Origin of the sequence: Enterococcus sp. AZ091 (genome assembly GCF_051714805.1) — a bacterium.
Classification (GTDB): Bacteria; Bacillota; Bacilli; order Lactobacillales; family Enterococcaceae; genus Enterococcus_D; species Enterococcus_D gallinarum.
The window spans coordinates 1,237,215-1,251,813 of record NZ_JBIOSO010000001.1 but is presented as its reverse complement, the minus strand read 5'-3'; the positions used below and the strand labels follow the sequence as shown (position 1 = coordinate 1,251,813).

The window sequence follows — 14,599 nt, the reverse complement described above, 5'->3', positions numbered from 1 at the left end:
CGGTTTTTTTGACCGGAGCTTTTTTATAGAGGCTTTTTATAGAAGCTTTTTTGAGAGGGAGAGTGTTTATCATGAGAATTTCCTTTTTTCACTAGCACATAACCCGTATCTATGCTATATTCATACATAAAAAAATTCAGCGTACCCTGCGTATGCGAGGAGGAATGACGTGTTAACGAAAAGCCAAATCCAAGCCTTCCCTAAAGTAGAATTGCACTGCCATTTGGATGGATCGATTCGCCCAGAAACATTACTTAAGATCGCCAATCAACAAAATCTGCCTATCCCACAAGAACTGTCGATCCTTGAAGAACGGATGCAAGCCCCCCAAGACTGTTCTGATCTTAATGAGTACTTGGAACGCTTTGATTTCGTTCTTCCTTATCTCCAAAGTGAATTTGCATTAGAAGCCGCAGCGTTTGATGTCATGGAACAAGCGTTTGAAGATGGTGTCGCGTATATCGAAATCCGCTTTGCTCCTAGTCAGTCAATGGAACAGGGTCTTTCCTGCCCACAAACGATTCAAGCAGTAGCTAGAGGGATCGCTCGTGCGGAGTCCATCTATCCGGTAAAAGGGAATATCTTGATCATCGGGATGCGGCAAGAGTCTGCTGCTGCAATCTCCCAGATTTTTTCGGAGTCTGTTTCTGAAGAGAAAGTCGTGGGCATCGATTTAGCTGGTCCTGAAGAAGATGACTATGTTCCCAAATTAGCGCAAACTTACCAACTTTTCATAGACGGTCAAAACGTGCAATTGACATTGCATGCCGGTGAATGCGGCTGTATCCGTAATGTCTATCAAGCAATCGAAAGTGGTGCAAAACGCATTGGTCACGGTATCATTTTGAAAGGGGATAAGAAAGCCCAAGAATTTGTCTCCCGCAATCAAATCTGTATTGAAGGTTGTCCTACTAGTAATGTGCATACCAAAGCCATCACGGATTATCACCAATATCCTTTCAGGGAATGGCTGACAGCTGGGGTCCCTTTTTGCTTAAACACAGATAACCGCACCGTTTCTAAAACAACATTGACTGATGAATACATACACATGACCCGTCACTGGCAAATGTCGGAAAGTGAGCTGCGCTTATTGAATGAGACCGCCGCCCGCCATTCCTTTGCCAGTGAAAAAGAGAAAGAACAGCTGATCCATAGGATTCGTCATTGGCAGATCAACGAATAAAACAGCCTCAATTAGAACGTATCATTCCCAACAAAAAAGAAGCGACAGATTAACGTTTAACGGGACAGAACACAAACATCCTCATCGCATATTTTGAGCGTTAATTCAGAATATTGGCAGGATTATGCGCTAGTGTCTGTTTGTCCCATTCTAACTTATGCTGTCGCTTCTTTTAAATAAACGTGCTCTCTAAATGTGTTCGCGATTAGAGGCAATCACTTCTTTGACGTCAAATGATTTTTTTGCCAATAGGTTCATTCGACTCAGCTTAGCCCCTCTATCATAGCAACTGCCCGTTTGATTCCTTCATCTTTTGTTCCCTCCAATACGACATAGCAATAAGGTTTGTATTGGTCAACGATTTGTAAAATGGCTTGATAAGGAATGATTCCTTCTCCTAAAGGGACAGAAACAATGCGGTCCTCTTCAATCACGTAGTCTTTCAAGTGGAGACAGACAATTCGTTCACCAAACTTCTCAAAGGCCTCTGCAACGATTTCTACTTGTTTACTTGCCGTTTCTGGAGTGATGAGATTGGTAGGGTCATAGACGATGCCCAGAAAATCAGAAGGAACGCTTGCGATCAATTCCTGAATTCGGTCATTGGAAAATAGGGGGTGATTTAATCCCGCTTCGATCCCAACCATTGTTTGATAACGTTCCCCGGTTTTTACCAACCGCTGGACAACAGTTACAAGCTCATCAAAAACTTCATCTGTGAAATTTTCTTCACTGTAACCAAGTGTGGGAATAACGGAACCCGTTTCCGAAGCAACCATTGACGCCCCAAAATAGCGTGCATGAAAAAGATAGCGTTCAAATTTCTGCAGAATCTTTTCTCGTTCATGAGGATCTGGATGAATCAAATTACTATAGCAGCTCAACAATGCCACTTGAACATTCTGTTGCCCAAATTCATTTTTAAAAAAAGTCCCCATTCCCGGATTGATCTGGGCAGCAGCACTAAGTTCCGGAAATGAAGCATTTAGTGCAAATTGAACATTTTTGATGCCTTTTTCAGCGATTTGACAAGCGAGATCTTGTGGATCACAAACCTTGGTTAAGTCGTGGCCACGAACAGCGAGATTAAACATCTTTTCATTCCTTTCTTCTACTAAGTGTCTGATTCGTTCAACAAATGAGCATTTTAGAGTACCAGTTATCCTAAGAAGAAATGCTATTATCTAGTTCTTTTGAGGACGTAGTAAAACTTTTACGTGTGTGCCTGAATGAAACACTTTCCGTATGGGCACACTCTGGAAACATCGTACATCCTTTGAAATAGCTATGTTTTTGCTTATTCCATTTTTGGACAATAAACCCTGATTCACATTCCGGACATTTGACTACTTGTTCTGGCAAACTATTTAAAAACATGTGCTTTTCCATTGTTTCTGGGATCAATGTGTTCAACAACTGCAATAACCCGTACCTGTCATACCATTCAATGTTTTGTGCTTTTTCATTCTTCTCGATCTCTAAATAAACATGGGGATTAAATAAAGATGTTGTGATAAAAAGTTTATTTGTCCAATTTTTATCTGAGATTCCTGAATATTTATTGACAAACTCTTTCGTGATCAAGTTGGGTGCTTTCGTGTTCAAGCGGTAATGTTTGGCTTGAACAGCAATCCGTTCCGCATCTTTGCTTAAAATCAAGTCTACATTGTCATCACCAGTGTAGACCTGTTTGCCTTGCAGATAGCTTTTTCTGGTGATCTCAACATCGTAGTTTGCTAGCCGAAAGACCGCTGCCAAAAATTGCTCAAAGGCATCCCCTTGCTGTTTCCGTCCTGCAGGCGTTGTGTCATACTCTCTGTCCATATGATTCAAAAAGTCCATAACGATCGATTCATCTTCGTTTTGTTCAAAAGAAAGCCCTTTTATTTCTCTGTGTTCTTTAGATACTACTTCGAATGATTGTTCTACTTTCCCAGTTTTTCGTGTAAATTTTTGCAAAAATTGTTGAATCATGCTTCCTCCTCCAGATTGTTTATCCACTTTGTTGCTATATTTATAATACCCCTAAACAAACTAGATTCATAGATTTTTATGAAATCCTGTCTTTGATAAGCAGCATTGCATATCTAGCTAGACTCTTTAAAAATTCTACTGTTACACTACTATTACCAGTAGAAGCGCAGAGACGATGTTCCATCAAAAAAAGAGTCCCTTTCTATTCACCTATTTATTTTGTTTGCTCAAAAAAATAGAGCCCTCCTCACAAAATTGCAAAGAAGGATCTATTTTTTAGCCATATCTATGTTTGATGTCACTTATCAGAAAAATAAGTGACCTTAAAATTTCTTTTATAGCAAGTTTCTTTTTTCCATTTCATCTCGATACAACTTGTACACTTCATTACTTTGTTTTTCATGACTTTTGTAAAAAATTCCATAAGAAAATATGGCTTGCATCGTATTATATTGATTTGACTTTGCAACAGAATGATACAAGTTTACAAGTTGTTGATCTGTCATCTTATTACTCTTCAGTCGTTTTTTAACGGCTTTTTGCGATAAGCTAAATAAAACAGAAGTAACCAATTGATAAATAACCCAAATAACTAAAATAACCAATACAAACTTTACTAGATCTGACACGACATTCCACTCCTTAGGCAAACGGTTCAGCAAAGCGAATGATAGCTGTCATCAAACATTCGCTTTCCCATTCATTTGTTATCTAATTCAGGAGTTGTTTCGTATCTACTTAACAAGTCACTAAATTAGCTATAAAAATTAGTATAAATTTAATCTCCCAAAAAAACAAACCATTTTGCCCTTTAAGCCAAAGAAAAACAGATTCCAAAATCATCCAGTCTTCTTGGGAAAGAAGAGACAGCTTTCGCTTACATACACAACTGCATTTCTTCCACCTTTCATGGCGTTCTCAATCAAGGGTCATTTCATGCGATAATTTCTAGAAAAATTCCATATCATTATCTTCGAATTAGCTGATTCATTCTAAAAACTACGGCTATAAACCCTTGGCCCTTTTCAAAAAAAGTTACTGTAACTGACGCGTTGTATTTTTAGTTTTTATAGGATAGCGCTTTGTTTGGGACTATTCCTTGTTTCGACCTAGTACTGCTTAGTATTTCTTCTGCAGGACAGCTGCTTCCAATTGTCTCAGCGACTCTTTTCTAAGACAAAAAAACCTGTAGACAAAGACTTTTGCTGTCTCTCTACAGGTCGCTAGGAAGCTGTAACTATTTTAAAACACAATGGGAAAAGATATTTTTGAAACTTGCTTCCTTCCCTTGTATCAGTCAATCAGCTGCATACTTACTTTCGATACATCTTCAACTCCAAAAATAGGTCATTATAAATGCCTAAATATTGGGCGCCTAGATTTTCATAGACTTCCAAATGCTTCATCAGCTCATCTGAAGGATAGAACTGTTTGTCTTGCGTGATTTCATCTGGCAATAACGCGAGTGCTTTTTTGTTTGGTGTGGAATAACCGATATACTCAGCATTTTGGGCAGCATTTTCTGGTTCAAGCATAAAGTTCAAAAATGCATAGGCCCCTTCTTCATTTTTTGACGTTTTGGGAATAACCATATTATCAAACCAAAGATTGGATCCTTCGGATGGGATCACATAATGGATATGTTCATTCTCATACATCATATCGGCTGCTTCTCCCGAGAAAGTCACAGCGACAGAGGCTTCTTCGTTTGCCATATACATTTTGATTTCGTCTGCTACGATTGCTTTGATGTTTGGCGTCATTTTGCGCAATTTGTTGAAGGCTGCTGCAAGCTGTTTGTCGTCTTTACTGTTCAATGAATACCCCAAACTGTTTAACCCTAGACCGATGACTTCCCGCGCGCCATCGATCAGCATGATACTGTCTTTTAGTTCTGGTTTCCACAGATCATCCCATTCCTTGATTTCACCTTCAGCAAAAAATTTATCATTATAGACGATACCAAGAGTCCCCCAAAAATATGGGATCGAATAGCGGTTGTCAGGATCAAAACTTAAATCCAAGAAGCGGGGATCAATATTGTCTAACCCTTTGATCTTGCTGTGATCAAGAGGTTTCAGCAAGTGTTCTTCCATCATTTTTTGGATCATATATTCACTTGGGATGGCAATGTCATAGGACGTTCCTCCTTGCTGAATTTTCGTAAACATCGCTTCATTGGAATCGAAGGTTTCATAATTGACCTTATAGCCGGTCTCTTTCTCAAACTTCTTCAAAAGATCTGGATCGATATAATCACCCCAGTTATAGATATTCAAAACTTTGGCGCCCGCCATTCCTGAAGAATGTTCCAACTCCCGTACACCAAACAGCAGTACCAAAATGATGGCGACAATTCCTATGACCAAAGATTGTAATCTTTTCATCGCAGATTTGCCACCTCCGCTCGCCGATTTTTACGTAGTTTTTTCGACACATTTTCTTTGCTGATAAAGTAGTACCCTACGACTAGAATCATTGAGAATAAAAAGACCAATGTGCTCAAGGCATTGATTTCTAGGCTGATCCCCTGACGGGCACGAGAATAGATTTCTACAGAAAGTGTGCTAAAGCCATTCCCTGTTACAAAGAACGTCACAGCAAAATCATCCAGTGAATAAGTGAAAGCCATGAAATAGCCGGCAATGACCCCCGGTGTCAGAAACGGCAAAATAATGTTCTTGATGACTTGCAGATTATTGGCACCTAAGTCACGAGCGGCATCAATCATGGAATCATTCATTTCTTGTAGCTTTGGTAAAACCATCAAAACAACGATGGGAATACTAAAGGCCACATGAGACAGTAACACACTAAAGAAACCTAGGCTAAAGCCGCGGAACAAATTTCCGATCATCGTGAAGAAAATCAGAAAACTGGCTCCAATGATGACATCTGGAGAAACCAGTAAGACATTGTTCAAACTTAACAACGCTGTTCGTGTTCGCCGTTTTTTCGTATAGTAGATCCCCATCGCACCGAACGTGCCGATCACTGTTGCTAAAAGGGCGGATAAAAATGCCAGCATAAAGGTATTCAATACAATGATCATCAGACGTGTATCTTGAAAGACGGACTGGTAATGTTCAAAGGTAAACCCAGTAAAGTCATTCATTGTACCGCCATCATTGAAGGAATAAAAAATCAAATAAAAAATTGGGACGTACAATAGGATAAAGACAACGACAAGATAAAGATTTGACCAGCGGAATTTTTTCATTTTCGTTGTCCTCCTTTTTTCTTCTCACCTGTCAGGAGCATCACTAAGAACATAGCAATAATCAAAATTACACCGATCGTCGAACCCATGCCCCAGTTTTGTGTCACAAGGAAATGCTGCTCAATCGCAGTTCCTAACGTGATTACACGGTTTCCTCCAATCAAACGTGTCAGCATGAAGAGTGAAAGAGAAGGAATGAAAACTGCTTGTACGCCGCTTTTGACACCGTTCAATGACAAAGGCAGAATGACCCGGCGAAAAGTCTCATAGCTGTTCGCTCCTAAGTCACGGCTCGCACTAATCAATGAAGGATTCATCTCCTCTAGTGCATTGAAAATCGGCATGATCATAAAGGGCAGCTCAATATAGACCGCTACCGTTAAAAAGCTAAAATCGGTGAACAAAATCTGTTTTGGTCCGACACCCATGATTTCCAAAAAATGATTGACGCTGCCATGAATTCCAAAAATACCAATAAAGGCATAGGCTTTTAACAGCAAATTGACCCATGTAGGTAAAATAATCAGCAGTAACCATAAGTCTTTATGACGTAGTTTTGTCAAAAAGTAAGCCGTAGGATAACTGATGACCAGCGTGATCAATGTGATCAAAAAGGCATACCACACGGAGTTCAATGTCATGATCAAATACTTGCCGGAACCTAAATAACTTTGATAATTGACCAGTGAAAAATTCCCATCCATATCGAAAAAGGACTGATAGACGATCAATAATACTGGTGCGATAACAAATAGCAATAACCAAAAGACATAGGGTATTGCATAGAAACGACGCATTTTCGTCATGTGCTCCCTCCTAATCTTCGTAGCTCTCTAAACGAGCATCAAAATCTTCTTCTGATTCATTGAAACGCATGACATGAATGTCTTCAGGCTCAAAAAACAAACCGATCTTGCTGCCTTCTTTGGCTTTTCTAGTCGAATGGACCATCCATTCATTGCCTTGTTCATCGTAACAAATGATTTCATAATGTACGCCGCGGAACAATTGCGTGTCTACCTCAACGATCAATTTCCCTTTCTCAGCGGTGGTCAAACTTAGATCTTCTGGGCGGATCACGATTTCAACGGGTTCATTCGCCCGCATACCGCCATCCACGCACTCGAAGCGTTTGCCGACAAACTCGACTAAATTATCATCGATCATCGTGCCATTCACGATATTACTTTCGCCGACAAAGTCCGCCACAAAATGATTGATCGGCTCGTCATAAATGTCTACCGGTGTTCCACTTTGAATGATCTTTCCTTTATTCATGACGAAGATCTCATCACTCATCGCTAATGCTTCTTCTTGATCGTGGGTCACAAAGATAAAGGTAATTCCTAATCGCTGCTGCAGTTCCCGCAATTCGTACTGCATGTCTGTTCGTAATTTCAAGTCTAAAGCTGACAAAGGTTCATCTAAGAGTAAAACTTTCGGCTCATTGACGATCGCTCGCGCAATCGCCACCCGTTGACGCTGTCCACCGGACATTTCACTGATCTCACGATTTTCGTAACCTGGAAGTTGGACCAATCGCAATGCTTCTTTGACTTTCTTTGTGACTTCGTCTTTCGGAAGCTTCTTGATCCGTAAGCCAAAAGCCACATTCTCGAACACGTTCATATGTGGAAACAACGCATAGTCCTGAAAGACAGTATTAACTTGTCGCTGATTTGCCGGAACATCGTTGATACGCTGGCCATCAAAGTAAACATCGCCTTCTGTTGCTTCGGAAAATCCGGCAATGATCCGTAAGATCGTGGTTTTCCCACATCCTGAAGGACCTAAAAGCGTATAAAAACGCCCTTCTTCAATATCAAAACTAACATTTTTCAAGACGGTTTCATCGTCATCAAATCGCTTGACCACGTTATTGAACGAAATAATTGTTTTTCCCACACTTTTTCCCCCTAAATCATAAATAAGAATCAGTTACAACGATCAAGGCGCGGCTTTTTTGCCGGCCGATATTTCTCAATTGATGCGGTTCTGTTGCTTGGTAATAAATGGACTGTCCCTTACGTGCTTTGTATTCTGATTCCCCGAGGCTCAGTGCAATCGTTCCTTCCAAAACATAAATAAAAGTTTCCGCTAAAGAAGGTTCAAATGTCTTATACTCGCCGGCTTTCTCAAAAGTCAACACGACTGGCTCCATCTCTTTTTCATTCGAGTCTGGAATCAGCCACCGCAGTTCATAGCCATTTTCTTCATCATAATAACTCGTACTGTCTTCTTCTCGATAGACCACTTGATGGTCTGCATTTTCTTGACGGAAAAATTCTTCCGGGGTCACTCCAAGGACTTCTAAAATCGTAAAAAAAGTTTCCATTGAAGGTGAACTTAAATCCCTTTCTAATTGGGAGATGTACCCTTTGGATAAATCGGTTCGTTCCCCTAATTCTTCTTGTGTCAGATTTTTTTGGACCCGCAAATTGCGGAGCTTCTCGCCAATCTCCATCTACATTCCCCCTCGATCATAAATATAGTAAAAAAATCCTACAAAAAAGTTTGCTAATAGTAAACTTCAAGTTTAATTTCACTTTTTCCAGTATACAAACTTTTCTAAAAAAAACAAGTCTTTTTTTACCTTTTTTGAAGAGAATTTTTCGAAGCTTTCTTATTGACTAAATGAGCTGCAGCCAATGGGCAGCTGTCACATAATGCCTTTATTTAGCCATTTTCATTCAGTAGCTCTCAATACCCTTCTCTCATTCTAACGAAGAAATTGGCTCATGAATAATCATCTGTTTCGCAACAATGATTAAAAATCAACCAGATTATGGTATCATGAGTTCAAACCATTAAAGGAGTTGCCTTGAATGACAGAATTTTCGTCTTATATCGTAACAAATGAACCAACATTTACTGCCACTTTAAAGACCTGCAAACTGACAGATTTACCTGAGGGAGACGTTCTTGTCAAAGTCGCTTATTCCGATGTCAATTATAAAGATGCTTTAGCAGCTAAAGAAAATGGCGGTGTTATCCGTACTTATCCGATGACACCAGGCATCGACTTGGCTGGTGAAGTCATTGAAAGTCAAAGTCCGGATTTTTCAACCGGCGACCAAGTACTGCTGACAGGTTACGGCCTAGGTGTTTCTCATCCCGGTGGCTTCAGCCAATACCAACGGGTACCGGCTGATTGGCTGATCAAACGACCAGAAACTTTATCGGCTAAAGATAGTATGTGTTATGGTACTGCTGGCTTTACTGCGGCACTGGCTGTCACCGAACTTGAAAAACTTGCCCTTGAAAAAGAAGCGCCGATCGTCATTACCGGAGCTTCCGGAGGTGTCGGAAGTATCAGCATCGCATTGCTGCATAAGTTAGGCTATACAAACATCGTCGCACTTTCTCGTAAAAAAGAGGCAGACTGGTTATTGGCACTAGGAGCAACCAAAATCACTGATCCAGCTGATTGGCAACCAGAAAAAATCAAACCGTTGGCGAAGCAGACAGTAGCGGCAGTTATTGATACCGTCGGCGGTTCCCTTCTTTCCGCATTATTGCCGCAAATCCGTTACGGCGGCGGTGCCTTTTTATGCGGAAACGCTGGGGGGATCAACATCGAAACGACGGTTTTACCCTTTATTCTTCGCGGCATCCGTGTGATCGGTATTGACTCGGTCAATGTTGACACTGCCACTCGTAACGAACTTTGGCAACGTCTAGCAACAGGCTGGTATGTCGCAGATCAGCTGCATAGTCATGAGATTACCTTTGAAACATTGCCGGAAACACTCGCATCCTTATTAGCCGGTACCCATCAAGGTCGGACGATCGTCAAGGTGGCATCAGAAGCATGAGAATATTGATCACTGCCGGCGGAACTTCCGAAAAAATTGATTCAGTACGGTCGATCACGAATCATTCAACAGGTTCATTAGGCAAAGCCATCGCTGAAGCGTTATTAGAAAAAAGGATTGAAATTGATTATGTCACAACTCGTCAAGCAAAACAGCCAGCTAACGATTCACGATTGACGGTCCACTATATCGAAGGCACTCTTGGATTATTGAATTGTCTTGAGTCCTTATTATCGGCACATACTTACTTTGCAGTGATCCACAGCATGGCGGTCAGTGATTTCACACCTGCTAACAGTTGGTCACAAGAAGCATTCTTGACAGCGATCAATCAGCTGCTTCCACAATTTGACAACCAAGTATCTCCTGAGTTGTTAGAGACATTAGTAGCACAATCAATGGAACAGTCAGGCAAACTCTCTTCGAATACTGATCATCTAGTGATGGTCTTAAAGAAAACACCTAAAGTGATCCAGCGAATCAAAGCAAAACAACCCCAGACAAAGTTGGTGGGTTTCAAATTATTAGTCGATGTTTCGGAAGAAACACTTTTTCAAGTAGCCCGTGATAGTCTAGCTAAAAATCAAGCAGATTATGTCTTGGCCAATGACTTGACTACGATCAAAGAAGATCAGCATATTGGTCACTTACTAACTGCCGATAAAAAAATCGGTACCGGCCATACTAAGCCAGAAATTGCCGCATTGATCGTAGATACATTATTGAAAAATGAAGAGCCCCTTGGATAAGGAGGAATTAAAATGAAACAAAAACATGTATTATTAGGTATTAGCGGAAGTATCTCCGCTTATAAAGCAGCGGATATCGCGAATGAGTTGACAAAACGAGGGTATGCTGTCGACGTGATGATGACTGCTAATAGTACGCAATTCATCACACCATTAACTCTCCAGTCATTATCTAAGCGACCAATCCATATGGATGTGATGCAAGAACGCCAACCTGACCGGATCAACCATATCGAATTAGCGAAGCAAGCGGACCTTTTCTTGATCGCGCCAGCCAGTGCCAACTTGATTGGTAAATTGGCTCATGGTTTAGCAGATGATCTGATCTCAACGGTCGCTTTGGCATTGACTGCGGAGGTACCAAAACTGATTGCACCAGCGATGAATACCAATATGTATCAAAATCCAATCGTGCAACGAAATCTAGCCATTTTGAAAGAGGTCGGTTATCAAGAGATCGCTCCTCGCGAAGCCTTGTTGGCTTGCGGGGATTTCGGCCGCGGCGCGCTGGCGACCGTGGAAGCGATCGTTGAACAAGCTGTTGCAGCATTGGAAGTACGAGGAGTCTAACATGAAAAAAATAGCCACTTTTGATTTAGTTTTAACTGCATTTTTCCTGGGGATCTTGATTCTTTTAGCATCCGTTCCTTTTCTAGGGTTCATTCCTTTAGGTCCGATCAATGCTACTACGATGCACATTCCCGTGATCATTGCTTCCATCATTTTAGGACCACGGATCGGCGGCTTTCTGGGAGGGGCTTTTGGCATCATTAGTATGGTCCGTTCAACGTGGATCATCTCGCCGCTTTCTTTTGTGTTCTCGCCATTTGTCCCAGTCTATGGCATGGATCATGGAAGTTGGAAAGCGATTTTGGTTGCTCTGATTCCTCGCATTCTGATCGGAATCGTCCCTTATTTTGTCTTTAAAGCCTGCCAGAAAATGTGGCAAAACAAGCGGCAAAGCACTTCGTTGCTGATTGCTGGAATCGCTGGAGGATTGACGAATACGATTCTCGTGATGAACCTCATCTACTTTTTATTCCAACAAGAATATGCCGCTGCGATCGGTAATGCTGGAACTGCCGTCTATACTGCCATCCTTGGCGTTATTTTGACACAAGGTATCCCAGAGGCGATCGTTGCAGGAATTGCGACCATGGCTGTTGCTTCTGTATTACTGAGATTGACGAAAAAGCCACGTTTTTGATTCATTTGAAAGAACTTCAAACAAAAAGAGCCATTGAAGCAGCTTGATAAGCTTGCTTCAATGGCTCTTTTTTAGTGTTCCTTTATGCTGCTCATAAATTTTGGCTTACTTGCAATGCCTCAGCCAAACGCTGGTACTGTTCTTCGGTCAGTAAGTCTTCATAAATCAACAAAAAATCAGCGATTTCTTCATCCGTCATGCCCTGTAGATCAGTGGCAACCATCTCTAATAATTGGTCAAACTCCTCGTCTGTTAGCGTATAATTTGTCCAATCTTCATCAGAGAGGGGATCATCGCCGTAATAACTGTCATCCCAAAAAGAGTCTTCTTGATAGGAATCAAAAAACTCTTGCTGATCAACGACATTTTCTGAAGCAGGTAACTGGACTTTTTCATCACTTTGTTTGCCGCTGATAGTAAACGTGATCCCAATAGCCAAAGGCAGCTCGCCAGATTGGGTCATGTTCATCACAACTTTTTGGTTTTGTTTCTTTGCATTGATAGATACAGTCAAATCAATACGTTCACTGTCTTTCAGCAGATCTTCCCATTGCGTAATCTCACTAGTGTCTGCCTTTTGTTTTTTGGCATAGTCAACAAAGTCCAACAGCTCTTGTTTTGTGAATGTATGCGTGATGGTGTCACCATCTCTTTTAAAAGATTCACGATCCAACGTTTTGACATACTCTGCCAATGTCTCAGAAGAAAATAAGCTATTGTCCAATAGCTGGTCCGTGTCAAGATCTGACATCTCATCTGGTGACAGACGAATATATTTATCTTTCCCCGTCGTATCTGGCGTTTCGCTACTATCAAATGTATCCGATGTACCGAATGTATCAAATGCAAACAGATTGCTCATTGCCTCAACGATTTCTGCAGAAAGGTAGGTGTCATGGCTCTTCCCATCGATCAAAAGATTCAGTGGAACATCGATTTCTCCAGAAGACAGTGCGGCATCCAAACGAATATTTTTGCTTTTTGGATCTTCAACAAAATTTCCTGTGATCTTGGTTCCCGCCAACTGGGAGAAAATCATCCCTGCGATCATGCTTTCTTGTGAATTTTGGCTGTCCTCGCCAGCAAATTCAAATGTATCGATCGTCACGCTAAAGTCACCAGCATTCATATCTTTTTGTACTGTTAACCCATCAGCAAACTGATCCTGCGGTAATTTCGTACAACCGGTTAAAAAGAATAGCCCAACCAACAAGCCAATACCCAACCACTTTTTCATACTATCCCTCCATTTTCCCCTTTTCTTTATTGTAGCCAAGACGGAATGGGTAGACAAATAGTACAGCCTTCCCATTGCCCTTTTTAATAAAAAATGTGACAACTGCCCAAATAAACAACCGTTCTGAAAGATTCAAGTAATGCTATAGGTTCTCGATACATCGCAACGATGCCTTACGAAGCCTTGCAATACATTCATTCTTCAGATATCGATTTGTCATCAGACGTTGTCACAATTACGAACATGTTGAATTATTTTGCTTCTTCTCCGATAATACGCACTTCTGTCTCTAACTGGACATCAAATCGCTCCTTGATCACTTGTTGGATATGAGCGATCAGTTCCACATAGTCCGTCGCTGTAGCATGATCGACATTGACGATGAAGCCAGCATGCTTTTCAGAAATTTGCGCGCCGCCCCATTTCAATCCTTGTAAACCGGCGTCTTGAATCAACTTGCCAGTGAAATGACCAACAGGCCGCTTGAAGACACTGCCGCAAGAAGGATATTCTAATGGTTGTTTCAGCTGACGGAGTTCCGTCAACTCATCCATTCGTTTCTTGATTTGATCTTGATCCCCTTGCGCCAAATCAAAACGAGCCGACAGAATGATCGCATGTTGGTCTTGAAGCGTACTGTGGCGATAAGAAAACGCCATCTCTTCTTTCATCATAGTCACGACGCGGCCATCTGCGAGCAAGACATCACAGGACGCAAAAACATCTTGAATCTCACCATCATAAGCACCGGCATTCATAAATACCGCTCCCCCGACGCTTCCTGGAATCCCGCAAGCAAACTCAAATCCTGTCAACGATTCATGGAGTGCCACATACGTTGTATCGATCAGCTTCGCGCCTGCTTCGACGATCAAAGTGGTATCTTCTACCGTTATCTGATTCATTTCTGATAGCATGATCACAACACCGCGAATCCCACCATCACGAACGATCAAGTTGCTAGCATTGCCTAAGACCAACCAAGGAGTATCAGTTTCTCGACAATAGGCGACAATTTGTTCTACTTCTTTTGCTGATTTGGGAAAAGCCAGGATATCTGCAGGCCCTCCTGTTTTCGTATACGTATAATTCAATAAAGCTTCATCTTTTAGTAACGCAATTTCTGGAAATTGCTTGATCATTAATTCTTTATTCACAAGAAAGAGTCCTTTCACATTAAACATCTTCCTTATTTTAGCATGTTCATTGAA

General features: G+C 41.2%; 15 protein-coding genes. 5 read left to right on the top strand and 10 right to left on the bottom strand.

Annotation, left to right across the window (positions count from 1 at the left end):
- Positions 1 to 169: 169 nt before the first annotated feature.
- Positions 170 to 1,186, top strand: coding sequence for an adenosine deaminase (gene add, locus IGJ28_RS06415; RefSeq protein ID WP_252712114.1), 1,017 nt, complete (start codon positions 170 to 172; stop codon positions 1,184 to 1,186).
- Positions 1,187 to 1,449: 263 nt separating this feature from the next.
- On the opposite strand, the gene IGJ28_RS06410 is transcribed toward add, so the two are convergent.
- From IGJ28_RS06410 to IGJ28_RS06375, 8 genes are all read right to left on the bottom strand, one after another.
- The gene (locus IGJ28_RS06410) at positions 1,450 to 2,280 is read right to left on the bottom strand and encodes a sugar phosphate isomerase/epimerase family protein (RefSeq protein ID WP_219645069.1); all 831 of its coding nucleotides are present in this window, start codon (positions 2,278 to 2,280) and stop codon (positions 1,450 to 1,452) included.
- A 70-nt stretch (positions 2,281 to 2,350) separates the two neighbouring features.
- Positions 2,351 to 3,160: a restriction endonuclease gene (locus IGJ28_RS06405; protein ID WP_029487211.1), complete on the bottom strand. Its 810-nt coding sequence runs from the start codon at positions 3,158 to 3,160 to the stop codon at positions 2,351 to 2,353.
- A gap of 335 nt (positions 3,161 to 3,495) precedes the next feature.
- Complete coding sequence (locus IGJ28_RS06400; RefSeq protein ID WP_176333205.1) at positions 3,496 to 3,789, bottom strand: hypothetical protein; 294 nt, start codon at positions 3,787 to 3,789, stop codon at positions 3,496 to 3,498.
- 684 nt (positions 3,790 to 4,473) lie between these two features.
- Positions 4,474 to 5,547: an ABC transporter substrate-binding protein gene (locus IGJ28_RS06395; protein WP_103300614.1), complete on the bottom strand. Its 1,074-nt coding sequence runs from the start codon at positions 5,545 to 5,547 to the stop codon at positions 4,474 to 4,476.
- Positions 5,544 to 6,380 carry an ABC transporter permease gene (locus IGJ28_RS06390; protein ID WP_003127479.1) on the bottom strand — a complete coding sequence of 279 codons (837 nt, stop codon included), beginning with the start codon at positions 6,378 to 6,380 and terminating at the stop codon, positions 5,544 to 5,546. The genes IGJ28_RS06395 and IGJ28_RS06390 overlap by 4 nt, the downstream gene beginning before the upstream one ends.
- The gene (locus tag IGJ28_RS06385; RefSeq protein ID WP_003127478.1) at positions 6,377 to 7,186 is read right to left on the bottom strand and encodes an ABC transporter permease; all 810 of its coding nucleotides are present in this window, start codon (positions 7,184 to 7,186) and stop codon (positions 6,377 to 6,379) included. The genes IGJ28_RS06390 and IGJ28_RS06385 overlap by 4 nt, the downstream gene beginning before the upstream one ends.
- Before the next feature lie 10 nt (positions 7,187 to 7,196).
- Positions 7,197 to 8,285 (bottom strand): ABC transporter ATP-binding protein, encoded by a 1,089-nt coding sequence (locus IGJ28_RS06380; RefSeq protein ID WP_003127477.1) that lies wholly within the window; start codon positions 8,283 to 8,285, stop codon positions 7,197 to 7,199.
- A gap of 16 nt (positions 8,286 to 8,301) precedes the next feature.
- Entirely contained in the window at positions 8,302 to 8,844 is a 543-nt protein-coding gene (locus IGJ28_RS06375; RefSeq protein ID WP_003127476.1) for a helix-turn-helix domain-containing protein, read from the bottom strand.
- 361 nt (positions 8,845 to 9,205) lie between these two features.
- Between IGJ28_RS06375 and IGJ28_RS06370 the strand changes: the two genes are divergently transcribed.
- The 4 genes from IGJ28_RS06370 to IGJ28_RS06355 are packed head-to-tail and all read left to right on the top strand — an operon-like array spanning position 9,206 to position 12,151.
- Positions 9,206 to 10,195: an acrylyl-CoA reductase family protein gene (locus IGJ28_RS06370; RefSeq protein WP_003127474.1), complete on the top strand. Its 990-nt coding sequence runs from the start codon at positions 9,206 to 9,208 to the stop codon at positions 10,193 to 10,195.
- Complete coding sequence (locus IGJ28_RS06365) at positions 10,192 to 10,944, top strand: phosphopantothenate--cysteine ligase (protein WP_252712103.1); 753 nt, start codon at positions 10,192 to 10,194, stop codon at positions 10,942 to 10,944. The genes IGJ28_RS06370 and IGJ28_RS06365 overlap by 4 nt, the downstream gene beginning before the upstream one ends.
- Positions 10,945 to 10,956: 12 nt before the next feature.
- Positions 10,957 to 11,514 carry a phosphopantothenoylcysteine decarboxylase gene (gene coaC / locus IGJ28_RS06360; RefSeq protein WP_252712102.1) on the top strand — a complete coding sequence of 186 codons (558 nt, stop codon included), beginning with the start codon at positions 10,957 to 10,959 and terminating at the stop codon, positions 11,512 to 11,514.
- A 1-nt stretch (position 11,515) separates the two neighbouring features.
- Complete coding sequence (locus tag IGJ28_RS06355) at positions 11,516 to 12,151, top strand: ECF transporter S component (protein WP_003127470.1); 636 nt, start codon at positions 11,516 to 11,518, stop codon at positions 12,149 to 12,151.
- Between the two features lie 91 nt (positions 12,152 to 12,242).
- Here IGJ28_RS06355 and IGJ28_RS06350 read toward each other — a convergent pair whose 3' ends face one another.
- Both IGJ28_RS06350 and murB read right to left on the bottom strand, forming a co-directional pair.
- Positions 12,243 to 13,388, bottom strand: coding sequence for a hypothetical protein (locus tag IGJ28_RS06350; protein ID WP_438845292.1), 1,146 nt, complete (start codon positions 13,386 to 13,388; stop codon positions 12,243 to 12,245).
- 251 nt (positions 13,389 to 13,639) lie between these two features.
- A complete protein-coding gene (murB, locus tag IGJ28_RS06345; RefSeq protein ID WP_438845432.1) occupies positions 13,640 to 14,530 on the bottom strand; it encodes a UDP-N-acetylmuramate dehydrogenase in 891 nt (296 codons plus the stop codon).
- Positions 14,531 to 14,599: the final 69 nt, after the last annotated feature.